At 39.2% G+C, this 24,126-nt stretch carries 22 protein-coding genes; 14 read left to right on the top strand and 8 right to left on the bottom strand.

From position 1 onward, the window contains the following. Positions 1 to 70 precede the first annotated feature (70 nt). Positions 71 to 1,012 (bottom strand): diacylglycerol kinase family protein, encoded by a 942-nt coding sequence (locus KH364_RS02070; protein ID WP_273298295.1) that lies wholly within the window; start codon positions 1,010 to 1,012, stop codon positions 71 to 73. Between the two features lie 224 nt (positions 1,013 to 1,236). On the opposite strand from KH364_RS02070, the gene KH364_RS02065 reads away from it, so the two are divergent. Next, entirely contained in the window at positions 1,237 to 1,944 is a 708-nt protein-coding gene (locus tag KH364_RS02065; RefSeq protein WP_054746960.1) for a GntR family transcriptional regulator, read from the top strand. A 133-nt stretch (positions 1,945 to 2,077) separates the two neighbouring features. Here KH364_RS02065 and KH364_RS02060 read toward each other — a convergent pair whose 3' ends face one another. Next, entirely contained in the window at positions 2,078 to 2,473 is a 396-nt protein-coding gene (locus KH364_RS02060) for a helix-turn-helix transcriptional regulator (protein WP_043006169.1), read from the bottom strand. Between the two features lie 189 nt (positions 2,474 to 2,662). On the opposite strand from KH364_RS02060, the gene crcB reads away from it, so the two are divergent. Together crcB and KH364_RS02050 are read left to right on the top strand one after the other, a co-directional pair. After that, positions 2,663 to 3,043 carry a fluoride efflux transporter CrcB gene (gene crcB / locus KH364_RS02055; RefSeq protein WP_273298292.1) on the top strand — a complete coding sequence of 127 codons (381 nt, stop codon included), beginning with the start codon at positions 2,663 to 2,665 and terminating at the stop codon, positions 3,041 to 3,043. A 114-nt stretch (positions 3,044 to 3,157) separates the two neighbouring features. Beyond that, positions 3,158 to 4,138: a molybdopterin-binding protein gene (locus KH364_RS02050; protein WP_273298291.1), complete on the top strand. Its 981-nt coding sequence runs from the start codon at positions 3,158 to 3,160 to the stop codon at positions 4,136 to 4,138. Positions 4,139 to 4,264: 126 nt separating this feature from the next. Here the strand turns inward: KH364_RS02050 and KH364_RS02045 are convergent, their stop codons facing one another. The 3 genes from KH364_RS02045 to KH364_RS02035 all read right to left on the bottom strand — a co-directional run bounded on the left by KH364_RS02045 (position 4,265) and on the right by KH364_RS02035 (position 6,212). Continuing rightward, positions 4,265 to 4,495: a hypothetical protein gene (locus KH364_RS02045; RefSeq protein WP_273298290.1), complete on the bottom strand. Its 231-nt coding sequence runs from the start codon at positions 4,493 to 4,495 to the stop codon at positions 4,265 to 4,267. Between the two features lie 9 nt (positions 4,496 to 4,504). Further along, a complete protein-coding gene (locus KH364_RS02040; protein WP_273298289.1) occupies positions 4,505 to 5,317 on the bottom strand; it encodes a metallophosphoesterase in 813 nt (270 codons plus the stop codon). Between the two features lie 121 nt (positions 5,318 to 5,438). After that, positions 5,439 to 6,212 (bottom strand): DUF4931 domain-containing protein, encoded by a 774-nt coding sequence (locus KH364_RS02035; RefSeq protein WP_273298287.1) that lies wholly within the window; start codon positions 6,210 to 6,212, stop codon positions 5,439 to 5,441. A gap of 117 nt (positions 6,213 to 6,329) precedes the next feature. Between KH364_RS02035 and KH364_RS02030 the strand changes: the two genes are divergently transcribed. From KH364_RS02030 to KH364_RS02005, 6 genes are all read left to right on the top strand, one after another. Then, positions 6,330 to 6,851 (top strand): 8-oxo-dGTP diphosphatase, encoded by a 522-nt coding sequence (locus KH364_RS02030; RefSeq protein WP_273298285.1) that lies wholly within the window; start codon positions 6,330 to 6,332, stop codon positions 6,849 to 6,851. A 102-nt stretch (positions 6,852 to 6,953) separates the two neighbouring features. Next, positions 6,954 to 8,051 carry an A/G-specific adenine glycosylase gene (gene mutY / locus KH364_RS02025; RefSeq protein ID WP_273298283.1) on the top strand — a complete coding sequence of 366 codons (1,098 nt, stop codon included), beginning with the start codon at positions 6,954 to 6,956 and terminating at the stop codon, positions 8,049 to 8,051. Between the two features lie 16 nt (positions 8,052 to 8,067). After that, positions 8,068 to 9,249, top strand: a complete 1,182-nt coding sequence (locus tag KH364_RS02020; RefSeq protein ID WP_273298281.1) for a metallophosphoesterase — start codon at positions 8,068 to 8,070, stop codon at positions 9,247 to 9,249. A 694-nt stretch (positions 9,250 to 9,943) separates the two neighbouring features. Further along, positions 9,944 to 10,345 carry a hypothetical protein gene (locus KH364_RS02015; RefSeq protein WP_273298279.1) on the top strand — a complete coding sequence of 134 codons (402 nt, stop codon included), beginning with the start codon at positions 9,944 to 9,946 and terminating at the stop codon, positions 10,343 to 10,345. A gap of 766 nt (positions 10,346 to 11,111) precedes the next feature. After that, a complete protein-coding gene (locus KH364_RS02010) occupies positions 11,112 to 12,110 on the top strand; it encodes a DUF805 domain-containing protein (RefSeq protein ID WP_273298277.1) in 999 nt (332 codons plus the stop codon). A 104-nt stretch (positions 12,111 to 12,214) separates the two neighbouring features. Continuing rightward, a complete protein-coding gene (locus KH364_RS02005; protein ID WP_273298275.1) occupies positions 12,215 to 12,466 on the top strand; it encodes a hypothetical protein in 252 nt (83 codons plus the stop codon). A gap of 212 nt (positions 12,467 to 12,678) precedes the next feature. Here KH364_RS02005 and KH364_RS02000 read toward each other — a convergent pair whose 3' ends face one another. After that, a complete protein-coding gene (locus KH364_RS02000) occupies positions 12,679 to 14,034 on the bottom strand; it encodes a class II fumarate hydratase (protein WP_273298273.1) in 1,356 nt (451 codons plus the stop codon). Positions 14,035 to 14,313: 279 nt separating this feature from the next. On the opposite strand from KH364_RS02000, the gene KH364_RS01995 reads away from it, so the two are divergent. Both KH364_RS01995 and KH364_RS01990 read left to right on the top strand, forming a co-directional pair. Then, on the top strand, positions 14,314 to 16,392 hold the full coding sequence (locus KH364_RS01995; protein WP_273298271.1) for an oligopeptide transporter, OPT family: 2,079 nt from the start codon (positions 14,314 to 14,316) through the stop codon (positions 16,390 to 16,392). A gap of 11 nt (positions 16,393 to 16,403) precedes the next feature. Continuing rightward, positions 16,404 to 17,246 (top strand): hypothetical protein, encoded by an 843-nt coding sequence (locus tag KH364_RS01990; RefSeq protein ID WP_273298270.1) that lies wholly within the window; start codon positions 16,404 to 16,406, stop codon positions 17,244 to 17,246. Between the two features lie 99 nt (positions 17,247 to 17,345). Here the strand turns inward: KH364_RS01990 and KH364_RS01985 are convergent, their stop codons facing one another. Both KH364_RS01985 and KH364_RS01980 read right to left on the bottom strand, forming a co-directional pair. Then, positions 17,346 to 18,713 (bottom strand): S-layer homology domain-containing protein, encoded by a 1,368-nt coding sequence (locus tag KH364_RS01985; RefSeq protein ID WP_273298268.1) that lies wholly within the window; start codon positions 18,711 to 18,713, stop codon positions 17,346 to 17,348. 181 nt (positions 18,714 to 18,894) lie between these two features. Further along, positions 18,895 to 20,538 carry an S-layer homology domain-containing protein gene (locus KH364_RS01980; protein WP_273298266.1) on the bottom strand — a complete coding sequence of 548 codons (1,644 nt, stop codon included), beginning with the start codon at positions 20,536 to 20,538 and terminating at the stop codon, positions 18,895 to 18,897. A 524-nt stretch (positions 20,539 to 21,062) separates the two neighbouring features. On the opposite strand from KH364_RS01980, the gene KH364_RS01975 reads away from it, so the two are divergent. Genes KH364_RS01975 through KH364_RS01965 form a run of 3 tightly spaced genes read left to right on the top strand, consistent with a single transcriptional unit; the run spans position 21,063 to position 23,980 of the window. Beyond that, complete coding sequence (locus KH364_RS01975; protein WP_105098171.1) at positions 21,063 to 21,800, top strand: (Fe-S)-binding protein; 738 nt, start codon at positions 21,063 to 21,065, stop codon at positions 21,798 to 21,800. 12 nt (positions 21,801 to 21,812) lie between these two features. Beyond that, the gene (locus KH364_RS01970) at positions 21,813 to 23,258 is read left to right on the top strand and encodes a LutB/LldF family L-lactate oxidation iron-sulfur protein (RefSeq protein ID WP_105081691.1); all 1,446 of its coding nucleotides are present in this window, start codon (positions 21,813 to 21,815) and stop codon (positions 23,256 to 23,258) included. Continuing rightward, the gene (locus tag KH364_RS01965) at positions 23,258 to 23,980 is read left to right on the top strand and encodes a lactate utilization protein C (protein ID WP_273298263.1); all 723 of its coding nucleotides are present in this window, start codon (positions 23,258 to 23,260) and stop codon (positions 23,978 to 23,980) included. The genes KH364_RS01970 and KH364_RS01965 overlap by 1 nt, the downstream gene beginning before the upstream one ends. The last annotated feature ends 146 nt before the right edge of the window (positions 23,981 to 24,126 follow it).

Here is a 24,126-nt window from a genome sequence, read left to right as displayed (position 1 = left end):
TCCTTGGATAGAGAGCTTTTGTGTTATAGGTTGCTATATAGTTTCGTCTTATAGATTTTTCTACAAGTTCTTAAATGTGCGGTAGTTTAGGTAAATTCAAAGCCTTTTTCTTTTTGTGTTTTGATGGGGCAAATACTTTTAATACCCGTGGCAATACTTCGATATCTACTGGCATAGATGGGCCTGGATCGCCATCCATATTGGTTGCTAAATCATCAATATTAGATAAGAGCTCGATGGATGCTTTATTCACAGTTAATGTAGTTGTATAACGAGAGTTATAGATGGCACCACTAATGATGAGCGGTATTACGCTGAGAATATCGAGAATAAAGTATTCTTTGAAGATGATGATACGCATGTAGCCGTCATCGACGGAGGCTTCAGGCATAAACCGTTCAAAACTAGATACTACATTGGTAAGCAATGCTAAAACGAGAGGGGATTTACAGATAAAGTCGTCGTTCTCTGTTTTGATGCGGTATGTATAGTCTTTAGTTGTAAATAACGCTTGGCCTGCGCGCAAGAAGTAGGCGAGAGGGCCGAGTATGCTTTTTTCCTTTGGCGTAACCTCTTCTACTACCTTAGGGATAACGCCAGCTGCGATGTTGTTGCAGAAATATTTGTCGTTGCAGCGTCCGATATCAATTGTTCTTGTTTCATTGATGTCGATGCGTTTGATCGCTTGTGCTGGATTTTGGTGAATCCCGAGAGCACGAGACATATCGTTAACAGTTCCAACAGGGATAAAGCCAAAGGTAGATTTGAATCCCCCTTGAGCAATGCCATTAACAGTTTCGTTAACAGTACCATCACCACCCATGCAAAATACTGCATCGAACCCGCGTTCGCAAGCGTCTTTAGCAAAACGTGTTGCATCGCCTTCTCCGGTGGTGAATTTGACCTCAATCGTTTCGAATAAGGTACTCAATTTCCATTGTAAGTCGAGGGCATACCGGCGTGCCGCTCCGCCCCCTGATACAGGATTGATGATAACTAAACAACGGCTCATAGTGTACTTCCTTACTTTCAAAAATGAGATATAGCTAGTATCTATTGTTAGATTGCTAGATTGACAGTTTTAGATATGAGTTTTATAATTATATTGTATACACTGTATTAGATATTGTGTGCAACATATTTTATAAAAATGTTTTGTATAATATATTATACTCATTTTAACCGTTCTTTGAAAGTGTGAAAGATAGGATGAGTATTAAGGTTTAGGGGATTTAAATGGGAAGACAAGATTCTAAAGATAGATATAATTTGTCCGCAGTGGACTCTATTGAACGATTGCCACTTAGCGAACAAGTATATTTAACATTAAAAACAGCGATTTTAACAGGCGAATTGATGCCTCAAGAAAAGCTAAACGAAGTAAAGATTGCAGAACAGTTACAAGTGAGTGCTACACCTGTACGTGAAGCATTCCGTAAATTGGCTAAAGATAACCTCGTAGTTATCGTTCCTTGGAAAGGTGTTACTGTAAAAGCAGACACTCCAGAGGAAATTATTGCATTATATCAAGTGCGCGAAGTAATGGAAGGTCTTGGTGCAAGACTGTGTGCACGTCATGCTACAGAAGAACAAATTAAAGAATTGCGAGATATTTGTAAAGAAATGCATAAAATCGAAGATGCTACAGAACGCGTTGAGATTAACAGTCGTTTCCATACAATGATTGCTCATTACTCTGGTAATGAACGTATCGTAGACTACTTAGCAAGCTTCCGTGAACGCGTTAATCGAGACATGTACATCAGCTCCTTCAATGCAGTTCGTACACATGATTGCGATGATGAACATGATCAAATCGTAGACGCTATCGAACGTCATGACGAAGTAGCTGCAGAAACAGCTATGCGTCAGCACATCAACAATGCATTTATCTTCAAAAAAGCAAATGCTGAAGTGCAACACAAAAAACTTAATGAAGTATAATGTCTAACGTGCCCATAGGCATAACGACACAAAAGGCTCCGCCCATGGCGGAGCTTTTTTGGCTGATAAACTAGTTTATCTAGTTAATCTAGTTTATTTAGCTAATCTAGCTAATCTAGTTAATTTAAGATAACTAATTAACATGAGTTTTTTTGTGTAAGTTGTTAACGGTTTGGTTTTTGGTATGGTTTAGAAACTCTAGCCGCTTATAATGTGATGTTAGGTGCGCATTGCAGTTTTTATAGTCAACGATGCGCAGCCGCACTAGTTGACCTACGTCGATTTGAAAGGCTTGAGCGATTTTAAACAAAATCTCTAAGGACATGCCTGAAATGCCCGTGCCACACTCTAGTTTGCTTAAATAACTGCGGCTGATGCCGACGTGGCGGGCTAACTCATGTTGGGACATATTAAGAGATACGCGGATATTGGCGATTTTATGGCCTAAACATACGTATTGATGTTGTAAAATTGGATCTTCGTACGTATTAATCCGCAGTTCGGTCAATGGTGCCGTTGAGGGGTTCATAGGGACTCCTTCCTTTTCCCGACTCTCTAAATATAGTATACTGAGACTGTTAGCGATTGACTAATATAGAAAACTAGATAATTATCGGTTATTACAGATAATTACACGAATTGTGAAAGTCTTACTAACTATATACTTTGGTACTGTGACCAAAGCAGCTAATATGTTGTTGTAAATAGAGGAGGCCTTATGGAAAAATATATAGCTGTTGCCCTCGGTGGAGCTGTAGGTGCATTATGCCGCATGGCTCTTGGTGAATGGGTGATGACAAAGGTGAGCTCCTTTCCGTATGGTACGGTCGTAGTTAACCTTATCGGTTGCCTCATCATCGGCCTCGTGTTAGGCCTCTACATGCAAAAGCCAGATTTACCACAATGGGCTAGATTCTTCCTTGTTGTAGGCGGTCTTGGTGCTTTCACCACCTTTTCTACCTTTGCCTTTGAAATGCTACAACTCATGATGGCTGAGTCCTATGTACAAGCCTTATTCTATGGCTTTGTACAAGTTGTAGGCGGGTTAATTCTTTGCTGGTTTGGTGTATTATTGGCGCGCATACTCTGGGCTATCTAATCCAAGCGAATAAGGTGACTTGAGTTACAGCGTAAATACATCGATTTTTATATGATTATTTAGTAAGAGATTTAGATAGAATAGCAGATTATAGAAATTATAGAGGAAGAGATTATGAAATCTATTAGAACACAAGATGCCGTAGGGCATGCATTATTACACGATTTAGTTCGCATCGTTATCGGCGAGGTGAAAGATACGCCGTTCCGCCGTGGTCATGTTATTACAGAAGAGGATATTCCTAAATTATTAGACCTCGGCAAAGAGCATATTTTCGTTATGGAACCTGAAGATGAAGGCTTCTTGCATGAAGAGGACGTAGCTCGCGCTTTGTATCGTATGGCCGGCGGCGAAAATATGCACGAAGGCCCAATGGCACAAGGTAAAATTGAAGCCATTGCAGACGTAGATGGCTTATTCAAGGTCGATGTAGAACGATTACATGCTATCAACAGCATTGGTGAGCTTACTATTGTAACGAGATTTAATAATACACCTGTGAAAGCAGGCGAAAAATTAGCAGGCATGCGTTGTATTCCTTTATTATTAGAGGAACAACAAGTAGAGGATGCTAAGAAAATTGCTAATGGGGATCCTTTACTTCATGTAAAACCATTCGTGCGCAAAACAATGGGCATCGTTACTACTGGCTCCGAAGTATTTGAAGGTCGTATTAAAGATGCTTTCACCCCTATTATTGAAGAACGATGCGCAGAATTTGGGGTCACAAAAGTGGCTCATGAAATCGTAACGGATAATACGGATGATATCGTGGCGGCTATCGACAAGGTAAAAGCAGCTGGCGCCGACATTATTTTCTGTACAGGCGGCATGAGCGTTGATCCTGATGATTTAACACCAGGCGCCATTAAACGCTATGCCGATCGCGTAGTGACATACGGATTACCTGTATTGCCAGGTTCTATGGTTTGTATTGCGTACTGTGCTGATGATACACCGATTCTCGGCGTTCCAGGTGGCGTATTGTTTAGCAAACCAACGGCATTTGATGAAATTTTGCCACGCCTCGTAGCAGATGATGAAATCACTAAAGAAGACTGCATTCGCATGGGTCATGGTGGTTTCTTAGGATAATCTTTGTAGCACAAAAAAAGCGGGTAGATCTACTCTACCCGCTTTTTGATGTTCAAGCAGCTATGTTTTATTAAAATGATTTTTCCTAGTGTAGGATGGCTACAACGTTTTAGCGTTAGTGTATCATTAAAATGATTTTTTCCCCAGTGTAGGATGGCTACAGCGTTTTAATGTTAGCGTATCAATCATGTGGACAGCTTCGTCCAAGGTGATATCTTCGCGCTTAGTCGGTGTTTCGAGGACCGCCAAAGGGTGCTCTGTGCCTACTTCACCAGAGGGCAAGTAAATATATTCTTGGTTGATAGTATCGCCAAAGATATAGCCCGCTTGTAAATGCTCTTTATGAATGCGACTCATAGTCTCTCCTTACATGATTTGTTTTAGTGTAAAGTCTAGATAGTCTGCAGATACTAGCTCTAGTTTTGTGGCGCCAAATTCCTTTGGAATGCGCTTAAAGGAAATTTGATCGTGTAAATGCCCAAAGATACAAGTATCTACTTTGTATTGCTCCATAAGGTCCGTAAAGCCCGAAGGGGCGTTGGACTCGTTGAATGGAGGATAGTGTAACAATAGCAGTTTTGTTACTGGTATGGTGTGTATATCTATTGTTAATGGCTCTGATGTTTCAGAACCTGTTGTTTCCATGTTTGTTTCAGCTGTGAGCTGTTCTAGGAGTGTTTCCACAGCCCCATCCATTTCTTGTAATGCTGATTCGGTGCGCATTAATTCTCTTTCATAAATAGACTGGTCTGTTTCTGGTGAGAAATGAGAGTCACCAGGGCAGAGATAGGCACGAGTTCCACCAAAAGTGATGATGCGAGGGCCTTCTTCTGTTTGAATGAGCTCTGCTGTGCCATGACCTTGTAAAAAGGTGATAGCATCACCCATGAGGTTGCGCATCTTGTTTGATGATGACCACCAGTAGTCATGGTTGCCGCGAATCATATATTTCTTGCCAGGCATGGATGCGATTTCTTGTAAATCGCAAGCCGCTTCGTCGAGGCGTAGCGCCCAACTCATATCTCCTACGAGAAAGACAATATCATCATCTGTTACATTATTAGCCCAATGCTCTTTGATACGGGCCCAGTGATTATCCCAGTGGGGACCAAAAATATCCATCGGCTTTGTAGGAGGATTGCCAGATAGATGGAGGTCGCCGATGGCAAATACTTTCATAAAAATCCTTTCAATTATCTATGGTCAAAATCATAGATGTTCAAACCTTATGTAATTATCATAGATGGTCAAAATTTATGTAATTAACTATATGCATGTTCAAAATATATGTATATGAGAACTATTTAGTAGCCTGTAAATAAGGCGCAATATCGCGCATGATTTTAGCAGCCCGTTCTTCGTCACAGGTTTGTGGAATTTTGTAGCCCACGTAAAGAGGTGTCGTTACATAACGAGCCACCACCTTGATATAGTCGTAGCCGTCTTCAAGATTATATACAAAATAGTTATAGGACTGGCTGTAATTGGCGATGCTGCGCAATACATACCGCAATATCTGTTGTAAACGCAATGCAACGGAGCGAACCGGTGCATCTGGCTTGAAGCGAATATTGTATTCAAAGAATCCAATTATAGGTTGTGTAGATAAGGTGATGCGCACATCTTGATCTTCGTACAAGAGCCAGCCTTCCATATTTTGAGCCGTAATATCTTCGTGGTAATCGTAATCCTCAAGGCCTATAATTTGGCTGTGAGGGTGGCGGATGGAACCGCCAGACATGTATCCGTGATTTTTGAAGAAGAGCACCGATTTAAACTCTTTCCGTCCTCGTGTTTCACGCCATTTATCAAGGCCAAATTGGAGAATACGAGCCGCTTCATCGGCAGGCAATGTAGAAAATTCGCCTTCGTCCGTTTCTGTTTCAATAATAACCGTTGGCCATGTTTTATCTAATACAGGATATTTATTCATGAGCCATATGATATGACCTGATGTATCTAGAATATCCGTTAATTTTGAACGATCACAGAAGGGGCAGCGCACTTCTTCGTTGCGAATATTAACAGGCTTTGTGCGCCCTAGTGCGATGTTAAATCGTAGTGGTTTATTCATCATGTGCCTCCTTCCGTGTAAGAAAATCTATACTCTTAATCATACCATAATTAGCCCATTCGTACATGAAATAATGGTATAATAATAGGGTATTATTTTAACGATTTAGGAGGCCTTATGAAACCGACGACGCTCGTATTTCCCATTGATGAACAAAATCGAATATTGCTAGGTCGTAAGAAACGTGGTTTCGGGGCTGATAAATATAATGGGTTTGGCGGTAAACTCGAGGCTGGTGAAAGCTTCAGAGACTGTGCTATTCGCGAATTATTTGAGGAATCTGGACTTCATGGTCGCCCGGAAGATTTAGAATGTGTGGCTGCCTTTGATTTTCAATTTCCTTTTGATGAAAGCTTAACCCATGTAGGTTATGTGTACTTTTTGCGTGCTTTTACAGGCAATGTAGAGGAAACAGACGAAATGGAACCTCATTGGCTAACAGTAGACGAAATTCCTTACGAGCACATGTGGGATGGTGACCGTCAATGGCTACCAATGCTGCTAGAAGGCAAGAAGTTAAAAGGGCCTATCGTATTTGGCCGAGACAACAGTACGGTAGATAAGATGGATCTGACCACTGTAGATACCGTTCTTGAAAGCGAACACTTGGCGCGCATTGATCTGTATATTAATGGATAATCTGCACCTTATGGGCTGCAACATATATGCAATATACTTGTAATATGCCTATAGTCATGAAAGTGGTACTAGAGTCCTAAGTTTATAATATTTTGAGGTAATATGACTGATAAAAAGAACCCTAAGTGGGTGCCACAGCTGTTGGCGTGGTATGATGTGCATAAACGGGAATTGCCGTGGCGCGATTGTGGAGACCCTTATAAGATTTGGGTGTCTGAGGTGATGAGCCAACAGACGCGCATTGAGGCGATGAAGCCCTATTATGACAATTGGATGCGTTTATTCCCAACCTTGGAGGACCTAGCAAAGGCTACTGAGGATGAGGTGGTTCACGCTTGGCAAGGGCTTGGTTACTATAGCCGTGCTCGCAACTTGCGCCTTGGCGTAAAGGACGTCGTGGAAAACTACGGTGGTATTGTGCCCCGTGACCGCAAGACTATGGAGTCCTTGAAGGGCGTAGGCTCTTATACAGCTGGAGCTGTGCTATCCATGGCGTACAACGAACCAGAGGTAGCTGTAGATGGCAATGTGCTGCGCATTTACGCTCGTTTATATCACATCTTTGATGATATTTTGAGCACTAAAGGTAAGAAGGCCATAACTGCTATTGTAGAGGAAACATTACCTCACGATCGGCCGGGTGATTTTAACCAAGCCTTGATGGATTTTGGCTCTGCTGTGTGCATTCCAAAAACTCCGCGCTGTGGGGAATGTCCTATTGTAAACATGTGCGAAGCATACCAACATAAGGATACGGACAAATTACCTGTGCGCATCAAGAAAACGAAGGTTGTAGAGGTGCCCCTATTTGTAGGTATCTTGCAATACGAAGACTACTATCTATTGCATAAACGCCCGAATCGTGGGTTGTTACGGTCCATGTGGGAATTCCCTTCGGTGGAAATGGTATCTACCTTTGACGAAGGTGAACGAGGCCTTGAAGAATTAGTTAAGGACCTAGGTTTTGAACTATTTTTACAACCTGTATTGGTAAAAGAAATAACACATATTTTCTCTCATAGAAAATGGTTTATGAAAGCATTCCGCGGCGATTTGACGTACGCAGGGAGTGCTAAAAATATAACAATCGGAGCTATCCAAAAGCAATTGCCAAAGGACTGGATGCTTATCAAGCGCGACGAGTTCGCCGACTATGCTTGGGCAGGTCCTCATGGTAAATTGACGGAGATGGCAAAATAATTTGTAGGAGCAATGAATGAGAATGCTATTTAATATAATTTTTGGCACCATCCTAGTATTAGGTTTGGTGGGCTTTTGGGCTCTATTCCTCAACTTGTGGAAGCCTAAAAAGAAATGGCCTGCTTGGGTAGGCTATATCATCTTAATCAGCGCGTGGTTTGCATCCATCCGATACTACTTGTTACACCAAGTAGATCTATACGGCACGTTATACTATCCGCTGATGAATATGTTCCGTACTGAAAGCTACGGTTTCCTCTTTGGCTTATTCTTGGCTATTCCTGTCTTTATCGTCTTCAGCTTGTTATACTGGGCGGTTAATAAGATTTGGAGCAAAACGCCAGAGGAAAACAGAACTGGCCGCCGTGCCTTCTTTAGAACTGCTGCAACCGTAGTTCCCTTGGCAACTATTGGTGGTTCTAGCTACGCTGCCTTTGCCGGTCAACAAGAGATAGTGGTTACGAATGAAAAATTTGGTTATACGAACTTGCCTCCTGGGCTAAAAGACTATAAAATCGTGCAACTTAGTGACGTTCACATAGGGGCTAGCATCGACTTAGACGACTTTGATGAAATCCTAAAATTGGCGCTTTTACAAAAACCTAATCGCGTCGTTATCACAGGGGATCTCATCGATAAATTGGCATGGTTGCCTGAGGTCTGTGAAAGACTAACAACCTTTGCAAAACAAATTCCTGACGGTGTAGATTTCATCTTAGGTAATCACGAGTACCATCACGATGTAACTAAAGTGATTGATTCTTTCAAGCGAAATACACCGATGAATATCCTCTTGAATAGTAATATTCAAATTATGGGGGGCAAACAACCTGTATATATTGCAGGCGTTACATACGATAATAGCCGTCAAAAAGATAGCCGAGAAGCGATGATCTCTAAAGCCTTATCTGGTATTCCAGACTATGCCTTTGTTATACTATTGGCTCATCACCCTGAATTCTTTGAAGAAGCCATTGAACACAAGATTCCGTTGACCCTTTCTGGTCATACCCATGGTGGTCAAATTGTATTTATGGGTGTTCCTGTAGTGCCAACGGGCACTCCATATACAAAAGGGCGCTACGTAGAAGAACAAAGCGTGTGCTACGTCAATAACGGTACAGGCCACTGGTTCCCAATCCGTATCAACTGCCCACGAGAAATTACAGTCATTACATTCTTTGATGGAGTAGCTTAGTGTAAACGGCAATCTCACTATAGGGATACAATCATGTATAGTAAATCCTTTATCCATAAATTTCTTATATGTATCATTCTACTTGTTCTATTTGATATCTCTCTGATCTACGCTATGACAGCGGATATATATAAGGGATATCTCAAAATAGCAATACTAGTGGCAATTGGATGCCATTTAGATATATACTTGGAACTCAGTAAACAAGAAGAACTGATAATACAAGCATTCAAGAATGATACATTTAACGAGACCTATGAACTATTAAATACGAAAGATATGGTTTTCATCATATCTTTGATTTTGCTAATGACTATAAACCTTATAAAATATTAGAAAACCATAAGGTACAAATAAAAAGAGGTGTTGTATATGAAAATACAATACCTCTTTTTATAATATGAACTTATATAAAATTTGTGATATATTAGAGTTGAACTTTTGATTGTGTTGTGAAAATATAGTTTTTATTGTGGGAGTAGGCATATGTTTTTAAAAATCTATAATTATTTTGTGAGGGGCGTTGTACTTTTCTTTCTTATAATTATCCCCTTTACTGTTGTTACAAATCCTGAAATGATTGAGGATGAAGTCGATTTCTATTTTTTTGTTACTACGTATATTGTAATCCTTTTGAGCTATGTGGTATGGAACTATATTTATAACTACTTAAGACGTAGAAGGGGGTAGTTTTGTGCATATTCATTTACCCTTAGTTTTCGTAGTTATCTTCTACTCGGTAATAGCGCTCTATTGGATTATATATAAAATACTCTTAAGAAAAAAGCTTTCACCATTATTAGTATCTTTAATCGTTAATTCTAATTATGGTTTTATGAAAGTTATCTCCTGGGCGGCAATTATTACATACCCCTTCATGCTGTTTAGCATGTTTTATTTCTTAGATTACATAGCGATACCAATTGTTATGGCTTGGTTCTTGCTGCATATTTTTGTGGCAGCAGTATTATTAAAACAGCCACCTCGTAGTAGCTATTATGAATGGGCTAGAAAAAAACAAATGTATGTAGTTCTTATTGTTTTTTCTTACCTAATGGCTGCTCTAATTGTGTTGAAAGTTAATAAGCTGATATAAAACTTAATAGAGAGGTGTCTGTATAACAAATGTTTTTATTAACGGATATTGAGAATATAATTCTTAAAGTACCTATACTGACTTTAATAATATTAATATTTTTTACATATACTATTATAAAGGCATTAATAGTAATATTAAGAAAATGCGGTCTTGTGTCTATTGAATTCGGGCGTGATTATACTTGGTATAATTTGTTGAGTCTTTTTAATATATGGATCTCGTTAGGTTTTGTTTTACTAGTCTTTGTTTTAGATAATACTTATTCTACGTTTACGATTATAGAAAGAGTTTTGTCAGGGGTTATATTATTAGATGCTTTATTAGCTTTTAATATACATAACCATTTATTAGAATACAGATCATATACTGTTGGAATGATGAAACGCAGTGAATACATTGAGGTGAGGAAACAATATTTTAGACAAGCTATTTATTTGTTGCTTATGTGGGTACTGATAGTTTTGACATTTAATCTTGATTTGTTAATATATTGATACATTTTACATCGCTTAAATATTAATTATATTAGTTCAAAAGCGGTAAGAGGTTTATAAACTAGTGAAACATATAAATAAATTAACATACTGCTCTTATGATGGATTTATAGAAATGGATAATCTACGTAATAACTATGATTCTGTCTTAGAGCTTGATTGTAAAGATATAACAACAGAAGATAAGTTCTGGTTTTATTTCGGATTATATTTTAATTTTCCTACACGGGTTGATAATTGGGCTGCTTTTTCTGATTGGATGAGAAGAAATGAATACTTTTATACAAGCAGATTTCATTAAATTTAAGGTTGAAGTAAAAGAGCTAATTCAATACGTAAAGAAATTTAAAATACTTACGATGAATATACAAACTTATCTTTCAATAAATATTTTAGTTTTATTAGGTATAGAAGCAAATATATTTATGTTTTCTATTCTTTTTGATAAAACATATCATCAAGAATGCTTCAATATGTTATTTTATGTAGGGCATACTCTGTATATTTTGTTTGTCTGTATTACAAATTATATGCGGTTGAATTATTATAAAAAGGATTCTCTTAATTGGATTAATGTCTTTATAATGATTTCCTTAGTAATGGTTTTACTTTTGGGTAAAAGTATTACTATTTCTAGTTCTAATTTTAGGTTTAGCAGCACTACTGATTATATAATGGGGAATAAAGTGCTGTGGAGCGTAGATACCCCTGAGCTGTTCTTTCCTTTTTTGTTTGTGACTCTTCTGCTTTTTGCATTTGGAATTGATAAATTATGGTCTAACCCTAATGTTATTGAAACTAATGGGATTATTTTTGATAATAAAGTTATTGATGTGTGGTGGGGAAATAGAAATGATTTAACCGATGGGCAAATCAAGACTTTAAAGCTGCATTACAGTAGTCAAGATAACTATCCGTTTTGGGTTGATATCTATAAAAGTATTTTGATAGATAGTTTATGGTTTTATGGACGTAGTACTGTCCGTCAGTGGCATATGTTTAATGTGTTCTTAGCATTTATTATGTATAATTTTGTTGTAACTTATACGATTGAAACTTCCATTTTAAGATATGCGTTATACATTTATCTTATATATACTGTAATTACAATGATATGTAGACGTTTGATGGATACTAATAGTAGCATTTTCTGGCTTATTTTCTTATTTGTACCATTCGTTAATATATATGTACTATACTTGTTATATAATAAAACTTCAGCAGTATATGATCAGGCAAGTAATTCAATCTTTTATTATCCTTTATAACTAATAAAACCCTGCTAGGATATTATCCTAGTAGGGTTTGTTATATGAATTTAGTAAATTTAGTGATTTAGTTTGGCTAGAAAATTTAGGAAAGAGTAATATAAATGAGTAACTTGGATATTTCTTTATATGATGAAGTTGTTGAAGGCTTGACGTATAATAGGGAATTAGAAATATATTATGATGATTTTACGTATGGGATTGTTACTTATGGGGAATCATGGCAACTTTGGAAAGATAAAGAGCTTTTGGCTGAATGTAATGATTTTTTACCTTTATTAGAAAATCCATTAATAAATGGTAGAAGTTTGAAAGATATTATAGAGGCAAGAGATTGTGGCTTACTTTTAATGTAAAAATTGCTGTAAAAACTTTTAATGTAATCTATTCAAAAGAAGTATAGATATTAAAATTAGAATCTTTTAAATATTTTTATAACTTTGCGTTTTAACTAAAAAAGGGACTGTAAGCAAATGCTTTATATTAGCATTTTACTTACAGTCCTTTTTACACGTTCATTTGAGGTATGAGAGGATGTTACATATATGTCATAGAGATGAGAGAGATTTTATTTCATGCGAACTGCTTCGGCAAATTCGTCTTCGGTCATGAGTTTTTCTTCCAAGATAATTTCTTTAATAGAGCAACCGCGTTTGTACGCTTCTTTTACTACCTTAGCACTCTTATCATAGCCGATGTATGGTGTTAGGGATGTAGCGATCATGAGGGATTGTTCTACAAAGAAGTTGAGTTTTTCTGGTACAAATTCTACGCCGTCTATACAGTGTGTTGTGAAAGAATTCATCGCATCTGCAAGGAGGCGACAGCTTTCAACAAAGTCATAGATCATGATAGGCATGTACACGTTCAATTGGAACGCACCGCTGCCTGCACAGATGGTCATAGTCGTATTATGACCGAATACTTGGGCACATACCATGGTCAAGGCTTCGCATTGTGTAGGATTTACCTTGCCTGGCATGATGGAGGAGCCCGGTTCGTTTTCAGGTAGATGCCATTCGCCGTAACCGCAACGAGGGCCAGAGCCTAAGAAACGGACGTCGTTAGCGATTTTGAATAGGGTAGTCGCCAATGTGTTAAGTGCACCGTGAGCCATCATGAACGCATCTTTAAGAGCGAGTCCTTGGAATTTATTATTTTTCACGCGGAATTGAGCACCTGTTACCTCTGGCAATACAGTTTCCATAACGTCTAGATAGCCTTTAGGTGTGTTTACACCTGTACCAACCGCAGTGCCGCCAAGGGCTACGTCGAGCAGGTAGTCAGCGTTTTGAACGAGCATCGTTTTGGCAGTTTTTAAGCCGTCCACAAAGGCACTGATTTCTTGGTCCACCATGATGAAAGTCGCATCTTGTAGGTGAGTACGACCAACTTTTTGTAAGCCTTTCCCCTTTTCTTGCAATTTTTCGAAGGATGCGATAAGGCCGTCCAAAGCAGGGATGACGCGTTTTGTAATTTCAAAGTATCCGCAGATATGCATTGCCGTAGGGAATGTATCATTTGTACTTTGGCCGCGGTTTACATCGTCGTTAGGATGGAGAGGGTTGCTTTCATCTAACTGTTTAGCCCGGTGAGCGATTACCTCGTTCACATTCATATTAGTCTGTGTGCCAGAACCTGTTTGGAATACAGTTAATGGGAACTCATCATCCCATTTTCCGTCTACGATCTCATCTACTACTTGAGCGATGAGCTTTGCTTTTTCCTCTGTTACTGCGCCACACTTAGCATTTGTTAAAGCACATGCTTTTTTTACAAGCGCAAGCGCTTTGATTTGTTCAATAGGGATGCGGTGATCACCGATCTTAAAGTTATTGAACGAGCGTTGCGTTTGAGGTCCGTAAATTCGTCTAGCGTCGACTTCGACTGGTCCCATTGAATCGTATTCAATTCTTGTTTCCATAATTACAACCTCCTTAAAAGTCATGCCGACCTTACTGTCGGTAATTTAATTATATAAAATCCTGTATATTTGTACAGAATAAAAGAGAATGATTTCTATTTTCATATAGAAAGGAGTTATATATGCGATTTATGCATATAAGGGGCATAATTTATATCTATTTACATGTATACATTATAAATATCGCATATATATTGAAATCATCGCTTTAACACGTTAAAATGGAAGTAGCTTATTATATTGTTTTAAGCTCTAGTTTCACAGAGGAGGTAAGTACTTATGAAACATGACTTTATGAGCCATGACCTTCATCTGCCGGAACTGACGGTACGTGGGATGCTACTTGGTGCATTAATTACTGTTATTTTTACAGCATCTAACGTATATCTCGGTTTGAAGGTTGGTTTGACATTCTCGTCATCCATTCCGGCAGCCATTATTTCAATGGCAATTTTACGTTTCTTCAAGGATTCTAACGTTCTTGAAAACAACATGGTACAAACACAGGCTTCTGCAGCCGGTACTTTGTCCGCAATTATCTTTATCTTGCCAGGTCTACTCATGCTTGGGTATTGGAACGGCTTCCCATTCTGGCAAACATTCTTGCTCTGCGCATGCGGTGGTTCTCTAGGTGTGTTATTCACTATTCCATTGCGTCGTGCCATGGTAGTAAATAGTGATCTACCATATCCAGAAGGCCGTGCAGCAGCAGAAATCTTGAAAGTTGGCTCTCACAATGCTGGCGCAGGCCCGCAATCTAGCTCCGGTATGGGCGATATCGTATCCGGTGGTTTTGTAGCTGGTCTTATCAGTCTTTGTGCAAATGGTTTTAAAGTACTTGGCGACAGCATGAGCTTCTGGCTTCCTGTAGGTAGCAAAGGTATTACTCAAATTCCATTGGGCTTCTCTACAGCATTGTTAGGTGCTGGTTACCTTATCGGTATCGCTTCTGGTATCGCTATCCTCGTTGGTGTACTCATCGCGTGGGCTGGCTTCGTACCTTACTTCACTAACGTGTTTGCTCCAGATGGTGGCGCTACTGCTAAGTTCGCAATGGGCATCTGGAAATCTAAAGTTCGTTTCATCGGTGCTGGTGCTATCGGTATCGCAGCGATTTGGACTTTGATTACTTTGATCAAACCTATCATCGAAGGTATGAAAATTTCTGTACAATCCATGAACAGCAGTTCTAGTGACCGCGAATTGCATCGCATGGATACAGATATGAGCACAAAATCTGTTTTAGGCGTATTCGCAGTTATTCTTATTGGTTTAGTATTCACATTCTGGGAATTCGTTTCTGCAGTACCTATTAGTGCTGGCTTAATGTGGACTCTTGTTGTAGTAGGCATCTTAGTAGCTTTATTAATCGGCTTCTTCGTAGCTGCAGCTTGTGGTTACATGGCAGGTCTTATCGGTACATCTGCATCTCCAATTTCCGGTATTGGTATCTTGGCGACTATTATTTCTTCCTTAGTGGTGTACTTCATCGCTTCTGAAAATAACTTGTTCGCTACACAAGCAGGTGTTCAATTCGCTACAGCTATGGCTATCTTCATGACATCCGTAGTTATCGCAATTGCATCTATTTCTAACGATAACTTGCAAGACTTGAAAACTGGTCAACTCGTTGGTGCAACACCTTGGCGTCAACAAATTGCGTTGTTACTTGGTTCCGTAGCCGGTGCAGTTGCAATTGCTCCAGTTCTTAACTTGCTTTACCAAGCATACGGCTTCACAGGTGCGTTACCACGTGCTGAAATGGATCCTAATGCTGCATTATCCGCACCTCAAGCAACTTTGATGACTACAATCGCTCAAGGTATCTTCAACTCCAGCATGGAATGGGATTATATCTTGATCGGCGTTGGTGTTGGCGTAGTAGCAATCATCGTTAACTTAATTCTTAAAGGCACAACAGCTTCCTTAACATTGCCTCCATTGGCAGTTGGTATGGGTATCTACTTACCACCAACATTGGAAGTGCCTCTCATCGTAGGTTCCTTCATTAGCTACTTTGTAGGCCGTTACCTAGTAGCTCGTGCTAAAATGCGTGCTGGCGAACTCGCTGAGTACGATGTTGAACAATCTAACCGCCGTGGCGTTCTCTTCGCTTCTGGTTTGATTGTTGGTGAAAGCTTGATTGGTGTAATCATAGCTGTTATTATTGTATTGTCTGTTACAACTGGTGGCGGTGAATCTCCACTTGAATTAGTAGGTCCTGATTTTGAAAGCACAGCACAATGGTTAGGATTGCTTGCATTTGCATTCTCTGGTCTCTACCTTGTTCGTCGTGTTGTAACACACAAATTCAATAAAGAAGAAGCTTTAGCTATGAAAGCTGAACAAGAACAATAAGAGGTTAAACAATGAAATTAAAACAGTCTGTACTCATCATGATGGCTGCTGCATTGCCAGTAGTATCCTTCGCAGCAAGCGAAGCAATTCCTGTAACTAAAGATACTGCAACAGTGCAAGCGGCTCAAGCTGATACGAATAAAGTAAGCCGTAATGATTTAACACACCGTATCTCTAGCACTGCGACTCCAGAGCAAAATCGTGTGTTGCGCTCTGTAGTATCTAAAGTTGACCGCAATGCAGTTGAGGTGGTATCACCTAATGCGGACCGTTATATGGACCGCAAAGAGGTAGCAGTATCTCCTGTGGAATCCACTACAGATCATTTAGACTTAGTATTCCCAGAGGTTAAATCCGTTAGCCCAACTGTAGAAAAAGCAATCAATACAACTATTAAAAAATATGTTGCTAAAGTACAAAATGACGTAGAGAAATTAAATGCTAAAGAAGCTGATAAAACAAATGTAGTGATGTACTACGATGTTAAAACAGATAAAAATGGCATTCTCAGCGTATTGATTCACACATACACAATGCGTGATCGCGATGCAAATGGTGTGAACTATGTAAAAGGCTTCACGTTTAATACTACAACAGGTCGTCAATTATCCTTGTATGACCTCGGTGGTCTTAACAAAAAAGAGTTAGTGAATGCTATTAATAATAATCAAGAAGTGAAAGAGAAACTAGGCGGCGATGTAAATATCGACAAAATGCCGACTGAGTTCTACACAGCTGATGATTATTCCGTTGTAATGATCTTGCAACAAGATGTGGATACAATCCACAGTGCAGGCACTGTATACATACCAGTTGGTAACTTACGTGACCGCCAAAATGATGTAACAAAATAATAATCGAACCGTGTGAATTCGATTGTGTGTATAGTAACAGCTGTTTAATTGTGAAAAGAACCGCTCCCAATGGGGCGGTTCTTTTTAGGTTTCCCTTATTTACTGTTTGTCGTTGTAATAATTTACCCGTGGAGGCAATGGGAATTGAATTGCTCCATTTGTGTTTGTAAGTGGCTCTGGTGGTAGTTGTAGGAACACTTTCTCACCAAATTTCTTTTTGAATGCTTTTAGCGTTGGTTTTTGAATGGAATCAACTGTAATAAGAAGGGCACTTGTATCAGTATTTGGTGTGATGGAAAGAATTTTTCCTTGCGGTTCCTTCTCTTGGTACAGGGAAATCGCATCGGATTGATAATCCTCTAGTTGTTCTTGTGTCAATTTACCTTTTGATACAACTACAGCTCTATCTAATTGTGGATCATGAGCTTGTGCGATAGCGTTAGTAACGAGGTCAGCTTTCTTTTGATCTGTTAAGGATGCATGTAATTGACCTGCTTCCCAGAAGAGGGCCCCATCTTGACGGAATTTTGTGAAGTCGTTGTCATAGTTTAAAGCTTTGCTGATGATCTTAGCTGTTTTATTTTCCACTTGTTGTTTGAACAAGGTGTTGTGGAATGCAAGGGATTGTTCCGTTTGTGTCATGCGATACGCAATCTCAGCAGCCTCTGCACGTGTTATGTATTTTTCAGGATTGAATAATGTGCCTGGCGTGTAGAGTGTGAAGCCAAGGGATGCAAGTTCACGAACTGCATCTTGAGCCCAAGGGGCTACGAATTTTTGGTCTCCGTAAGCAATATTATCGAGGGCTGTTGGATCCTCTGTAGTATACCCTAAGTAGTGAAGGTAGTTATCTGCTACTACAGCAAATTCTTGACGAGACATATATTTTTCAGGTTTATATGTTTCGTCGCCATAGCCGCTAATGATATTTTTGCGAGCTACGGACTCGATGGCAAGAGCAGACCAACGGTCAGATGTAATATCTTTAAATTTGCTAGATAAGAATGCTGCAGTCCCATCATCAGTAATGTTGTTGAAGAGTGCTGCTACTTCTTCACGTGTCATAGGTTGATTAGGTCGGAATGTGCCGTCAGAGTAACCTTTCATTAGATTTGCTTTGGTTACAGTACTAATGGAGTTTGCAGCCCAAAAATCGCTAGGTACATCTGTGAAGATGTGGGCGCGAATCTTTTGGATATCTTGCGGAGTACCAATAGATTTGTTTACAACTACAGGTGTTGCCTTTGTAGAGGCTTCTGCTTTAGCAACGTTCACATTAGATGGAGCTGCTTTAGCGGAGCCAACTGTAGGGGCTTGTAAAGTAGATTCAGCTTTAGTAGATTCAATTGTAGTTGTAGGAGCATTAGTCGTAGTTGTTGTATTGGCAGAGGCAAAACCAAGGCCTGTGGCAGCTAATAATGTGCCTAAAACAAGGGCACGTAATGTGTAAGAGGTATTCTTGTACATAAAAATCCTTCCTAATCTTGGTAAAGGCTAACGCTCGATAGCCGTAGAATATAAACTTTCACCAGCATAAAAATCTATATTCGTCGTAATATAGTCAATAGGGGCATGTATAGTGATATACAACAAAGCAGCGTAATACTATCGAGTATACGCTGCCTTGGCTGGTTAAGTGTAACGCCGATTAGCGTTTTACTGTCATTTTTACTTTGGAACCGAATAATTTAGAGATTCCTTGTTGAGTGTCTTTAGATGCAGTGGATACTACAGCGTAAAGTTGGTTGTTTTCTACATCAGGGAATGTAGCTAAGATTGTGCCAGCTTTTTCGTTTTTGCTGTAGTAGTTGCGGAAGTTCGCATCGATTGCATCGTATTCAGTTTGGCTGTATTGGGATGGTTCAACTACAACGTAGTTATTAACAGTGGAATCGCCACGAGAAGCAAGGTTAGCTTTTACTGTGGAAATATCGCTATCTGATTTCAACGCTACGTGTAATTGGTTGTCACGCCAGTACATTACACCATAATCTTGGAAAGCTTCTGGTGTTTTGTAAGTTTTATTTAACTCTACGAATACTTTATCTTCCAAGGAGGATTGTTGTTTTTGATCAAGTGCTTTTAAAGTACTGCGACGAACAGGGCGAACTGTGCGCGTAGGTTCAGTTTTTTGAGCTACTGCTTCATTTTTATTGTGTTTTACGTCTTTTTCTACTTTTTTAGCATCAGCTTTAGCAGCTTTTTCCGCTTTCTTAGCATCTTCTTTTACCGCTTTATCAGCTTTTGCAGCATCTTTTTTAGCGTCTTTATCTAGTTTAGCTACATCTTTTTTTGCATCTTTACTTACTTTAGATGCATCTTTTTCAACTGCTTTTTCTACTTTTTTAGCATCTTCTTTTACAGCTGTTTCAGCTTTAGCTTCAGGTGCAGCGTGTTTTGGTGTAGCAAGGCCAGCACCGTTAAGCATGCGGTTCAAAATTGTAGCCGCTTGTGCTCTTGTTACAGGTTGTTTAGGGTTAAAGTTTTCTGTTGTGCCAGACGCTACAATGCCACGTTCTGCCATGTAGTTAATATCTGCCACATAATCTAAAGAAATGCTATCTTCATCTTTAAATCTTATTTTTTCTGTTTTCACAGGAGTTGTAATGTTTAATTTTTTGGCTAAGCTAGCAGCAGAGGCAACAAACTCTTCACGGTTCATAGTTTTGCTAGGTGTGAAAGCTGTTTTAGATGTGCCTTGCATAACGCCTGCAGCGCTTACCAATTTGATAGCGGAGTTAGACCAACGATCTGCTTCTACGTCAGAGTAGGAAGTAGCGGATTCTTTAGTTACGATATCAGCTAATTCTTGTTCGTTTAAGTTATGTTGCAACACTTTACCATAAATAGCAGCTGCTTGTTCACGTGTGATTTGAGCGCTAGGTTTGAAAGTATTGTCAGAGTAACCGGAAAGGTAACCAGCTTGAGACATCGCTTGGATCGCATCGCGTGCCCAGTTGTCTTTAGTGTCTGTGTACACGCCTGCTGGCAATGTTTCTTTAGCTTTAGTTGTTGTTTTAGCTTCTGTTGTTTTTGCCGCTGGTTTAGCTTCCGCTTTTGCTTCAGTAGCTTTTTCAGCTGTAGCTGGTTTAGCTTCTGTAGCTTTAGTATCTGCTTTTGCAGTTGTTTTAGCAGTTGTAGCTTTCGCAGGTGTTGCTTTAGCTTGTGTATTTGTTACTGTTGTTGTTTTTGCTTTTGTATGTGCCGCGGTTGTTTCAGCGTGAGCCATGCCGAATGTGGAACCAAGGGCCAATGTGATTGCCAAGGACAAAGATAATTTATTTAGTTTCATTGAAAAAGGCTCCTTTCAAACTATACTTATATAAAATAAATTATAACACTTTTTAAATTTATACACTACTATAAGAAAATGTAATATATAAGGATAAAATTTACATGAATTTGAGATTCTACTGCTATTTATGTAAAAATACGATGAATTACGGTAAAAACAAGGTTTTTTGACCTTTGAAAATGCAAAATGATAAACATTCGCAAAATCTAGGTTTTATATAGCTTTTACAAGAAAAATTGATAAATAAAATAATGGATGTGATAAAAAACAATGTTTATTATTACAAAAAGTCATAACGATATAAGAATTAAAAGGGTACATACGAATATAGCAATCCTTTGGACATTTTCTATAGGATTAATTTATAATTATATCGATAAAGCTTTTGAATATTTATTTGAAAGCATAAGTAATGTTTCGGGCAGAAAATTATTGAAAAATTTCATTAGAATTCTTGCCATAACGCATACATATCAAAATTTTTTATTAGGTTAAGTACTAGAAAAGACGAGGACGATAATATGAAAATTCATCTTTTCCAACAGTGTTTGATTGACATGTTCTACCCACATGTGGGCATGGCTGGTGTAGAAGTACTTGAAAGATTAGGTTGCGAGCTCGTAGTTCCTAAGAAACAAGTATGTTGTGGACAAATGTTCACTAACTCTGGTTACAATGAAGCGGCTATGGACGCTATTAAGAACACAATCGAATGCTTCGAGAACGCTGAATATGTAGTCAGCATGTCCGGCTCTTGCGCATTTGCAATCCGTGATGAATATCATCATTTCTTGAAAGATCAACCTGAGTGGTTGGCACGTGCAGAACGATTGAGCGGCAAAATTTACGAGTTCACTCAATTCATTACTGACGTATTAGGTGTAGAAGATGTAGGTGCTCGTTTCAACGACTCCGTTACATACCACACATCTTGCCACGTAACTCGTTTGATGGGCATTAAAGAGCCTCCTTTCAAACTCCTTAAAAACGTTAAAGATATCAACTTGATCGAATTACCACGTGCAGACCGTTGCTGCGGTTTCGGCGGTACTTTCTCCGTTAAAAACCCTGAAATTAGTGAAGTTATGACACGCGAAAAAGCATTGGAAATTGCTAGCACAGGTGCTAACGTTATTTCTGGTTCTGACCAAGCGTGCTTGATGAACATCGCTGGTATGCTTGATCGTCTTCATAAAGAAGGCGTAATCGATCGCCGTATCAAAGTAATGCATATTGCTGAAATCTTAAACTGCCGTTAAGGAGGAGACGACATGGCACTTATATATGACAATCGCCCCTATAAAACACGTATACAAGAATGTTTGGCTGACGATTTCAAAGTAGCAGCCATCAAAAAAGCACAAGACGTGTTTTATGATAAACGTAATACAGTAGTTGCGGATGTTCCTGAATGGTTAGATTTCCGCGCTGAAGCAGCTGAAATTCGCGATCACGTACTTAATCATTTGGATTACTATGTAAATCAATTTGCTGAAAACGCTGAAAAAGCTGGTTCTAAAGTTCACTTTGCATTCGACGATAAAGAAGCGACTCAAATCGCTTTAGATATCCTTCGTCAACGCGAAGCAAAAATGATCGTAAAATCCAAAACTATCTTAACTGAAGAAATTGGTTTGAACGAAGTATTAGAAGAAGCTGGTATCGAAGTAAACGAAACTGACTTGGCTGAATTTATTTTGCAAACTGCAGTAAGTCCTCCATCTCACATCGTAGTACCAGGTCTTCACTTTGAACGTAACAAAATCCGCGAAATCTTCGCTGAAAAATTAGGTTACACAGGTACTGAAAACCCTACAGAAATGACTCACTTCGTACGTGGTTATGTACGTGAGCGCTTCTTGAAAGCTGACGTAGGCGTTAACGGTTGTAACTTTGCGGTAGCTGAGTCCGGTACTTGTACTATCGTTTCCAATGAAGGTAACGGTCGTATGGCAAGTTCCATTCCTAAGACTCAATTAATCTTCTTAGGTACTGAGCGTATCGTTCCTAACTTCAAAGCTCTTGACGTTATGATGGAAATGTTGAACCGCTCTGCAGTAGGTGCTAAAATTTCCAACTACTTCTCCATGATGACTGGTCCTGCTCGCGCTGGTGAAGCTGATGGCCCTGAAGAAACTCATATCATTATCATCGACAACGGTCGTTCCGGTATCTTGGGTGGTACATTCCAAGAAATGCTTCGTTGTATCCGTTGTGGTGCATGTATGAATATCTGCCCTGTATACCGCCACATTTCTGGTCACGGTTATGGCTCCGTATATCCAGGCCCAATGGGTGCTGTATTGACTCCATTGTTCAAAGGTTACGATGTAGCAGGCGATCTTCCATACGCTTCCACATTGTGCGGCGCATGTACAGAAAACTGTCCAGTAGCTATTCCATTGCATGAGTTGTTGATGGAACACCGTCACATTATGGCTGACATCGAAAAAACTCGTCCAAAAGCTGAAGAAGCTATCTTCACTGCAGCTGCTAAGATGTTCGGCAACTCCACATTGTTCGATCTTGGTACAAAAGCTGGCGCTATCGGCATGAACTTAATTAGTAACAAAGAAGGCAATATGCCTACATGGACTCAAGCTGTTCCAGTAATGAATGGCTGGACTAAATCCAAAGAAATGGGTACATTGAAGTTCAAGAAATTCCGTGATTTATATGCTGAACATGAAAAGAACAAGAAAAAGGAGAAAAAATAATGGATGAAGTTAAACGTAATCAATTTGTTGCACGTTTATCTCGTGCATTAGGCCGTGATCAAGTGCCTACATTTGTACCGGCTTTTGATTATAGCCATGGTCCTCAAGAAAATATGTTCAAAGAATTATCTCGTGAACAAGTTATCACTATGTTCAAAGAGCAATGTGAACGAGTAGGTACAAAATTCGTAGATACTACACCTGATAAATTGGGTGAAACTATTATGGCTGTTATCGAAGAACGTGGTAATGGTAAGGTAATCTTCCCAAGCACTTCTGAGGTTGAAGAATATAAATTAAAAGAATTATTCGAAAAAGACGCAGCTTCTAATGGTGGTGTTCGTACATACTTCCAATGGGACCCAGCTAAAGGTCGTGAAGAATGTATCTCCAACACTGCCAATGCAGATATCGGTATTACATTCCCATACTGCGGTATTGCTGAAACAGCTACTGTAGTACAAGCATCTGGTGAAGAGTCTGGTCGTGCAATCAGCTTGTTGCCAGAAACTCATGTTGCTGTATTATATACTGATACAATCAACCCACGCATGACACAAACAATGGAAAACTTGGCTGAACGTTACCACAACGATCCATCCAAATTCCCTACAAATATCTGCTTGATTTCTGGTCCGTCTCGTACGGCTGATATCGAGCTCGTAACTGTAGATGGTGCTCATGGTCCTATCCGCGTTACATATATCTTAGTTAATAGATAATATAATAACTAGATACAATAAAGGCGATCTTCCTTGGAAGGTCGCCTTTTATATGTCTGTATATTGCAAAATAAAAATATATTTTATTATAAAATCACGAATATTGTACTTGTATTTTTTTCGATATATGCTATACTAAATTCATA

The organism is Veillonella sp. oral taxon 158, assembly GCF_018376515.1.
GTDB classification, from domain to species: domain Bacteria; phylum Bacillota; class Negativicutes; order Veillonellales; family Veillonellaceae; genus Veillonella; species Veillonella rogosae.
This window is presented reverse-complemented; position numbering and strand designations above follow the sequence as displayed.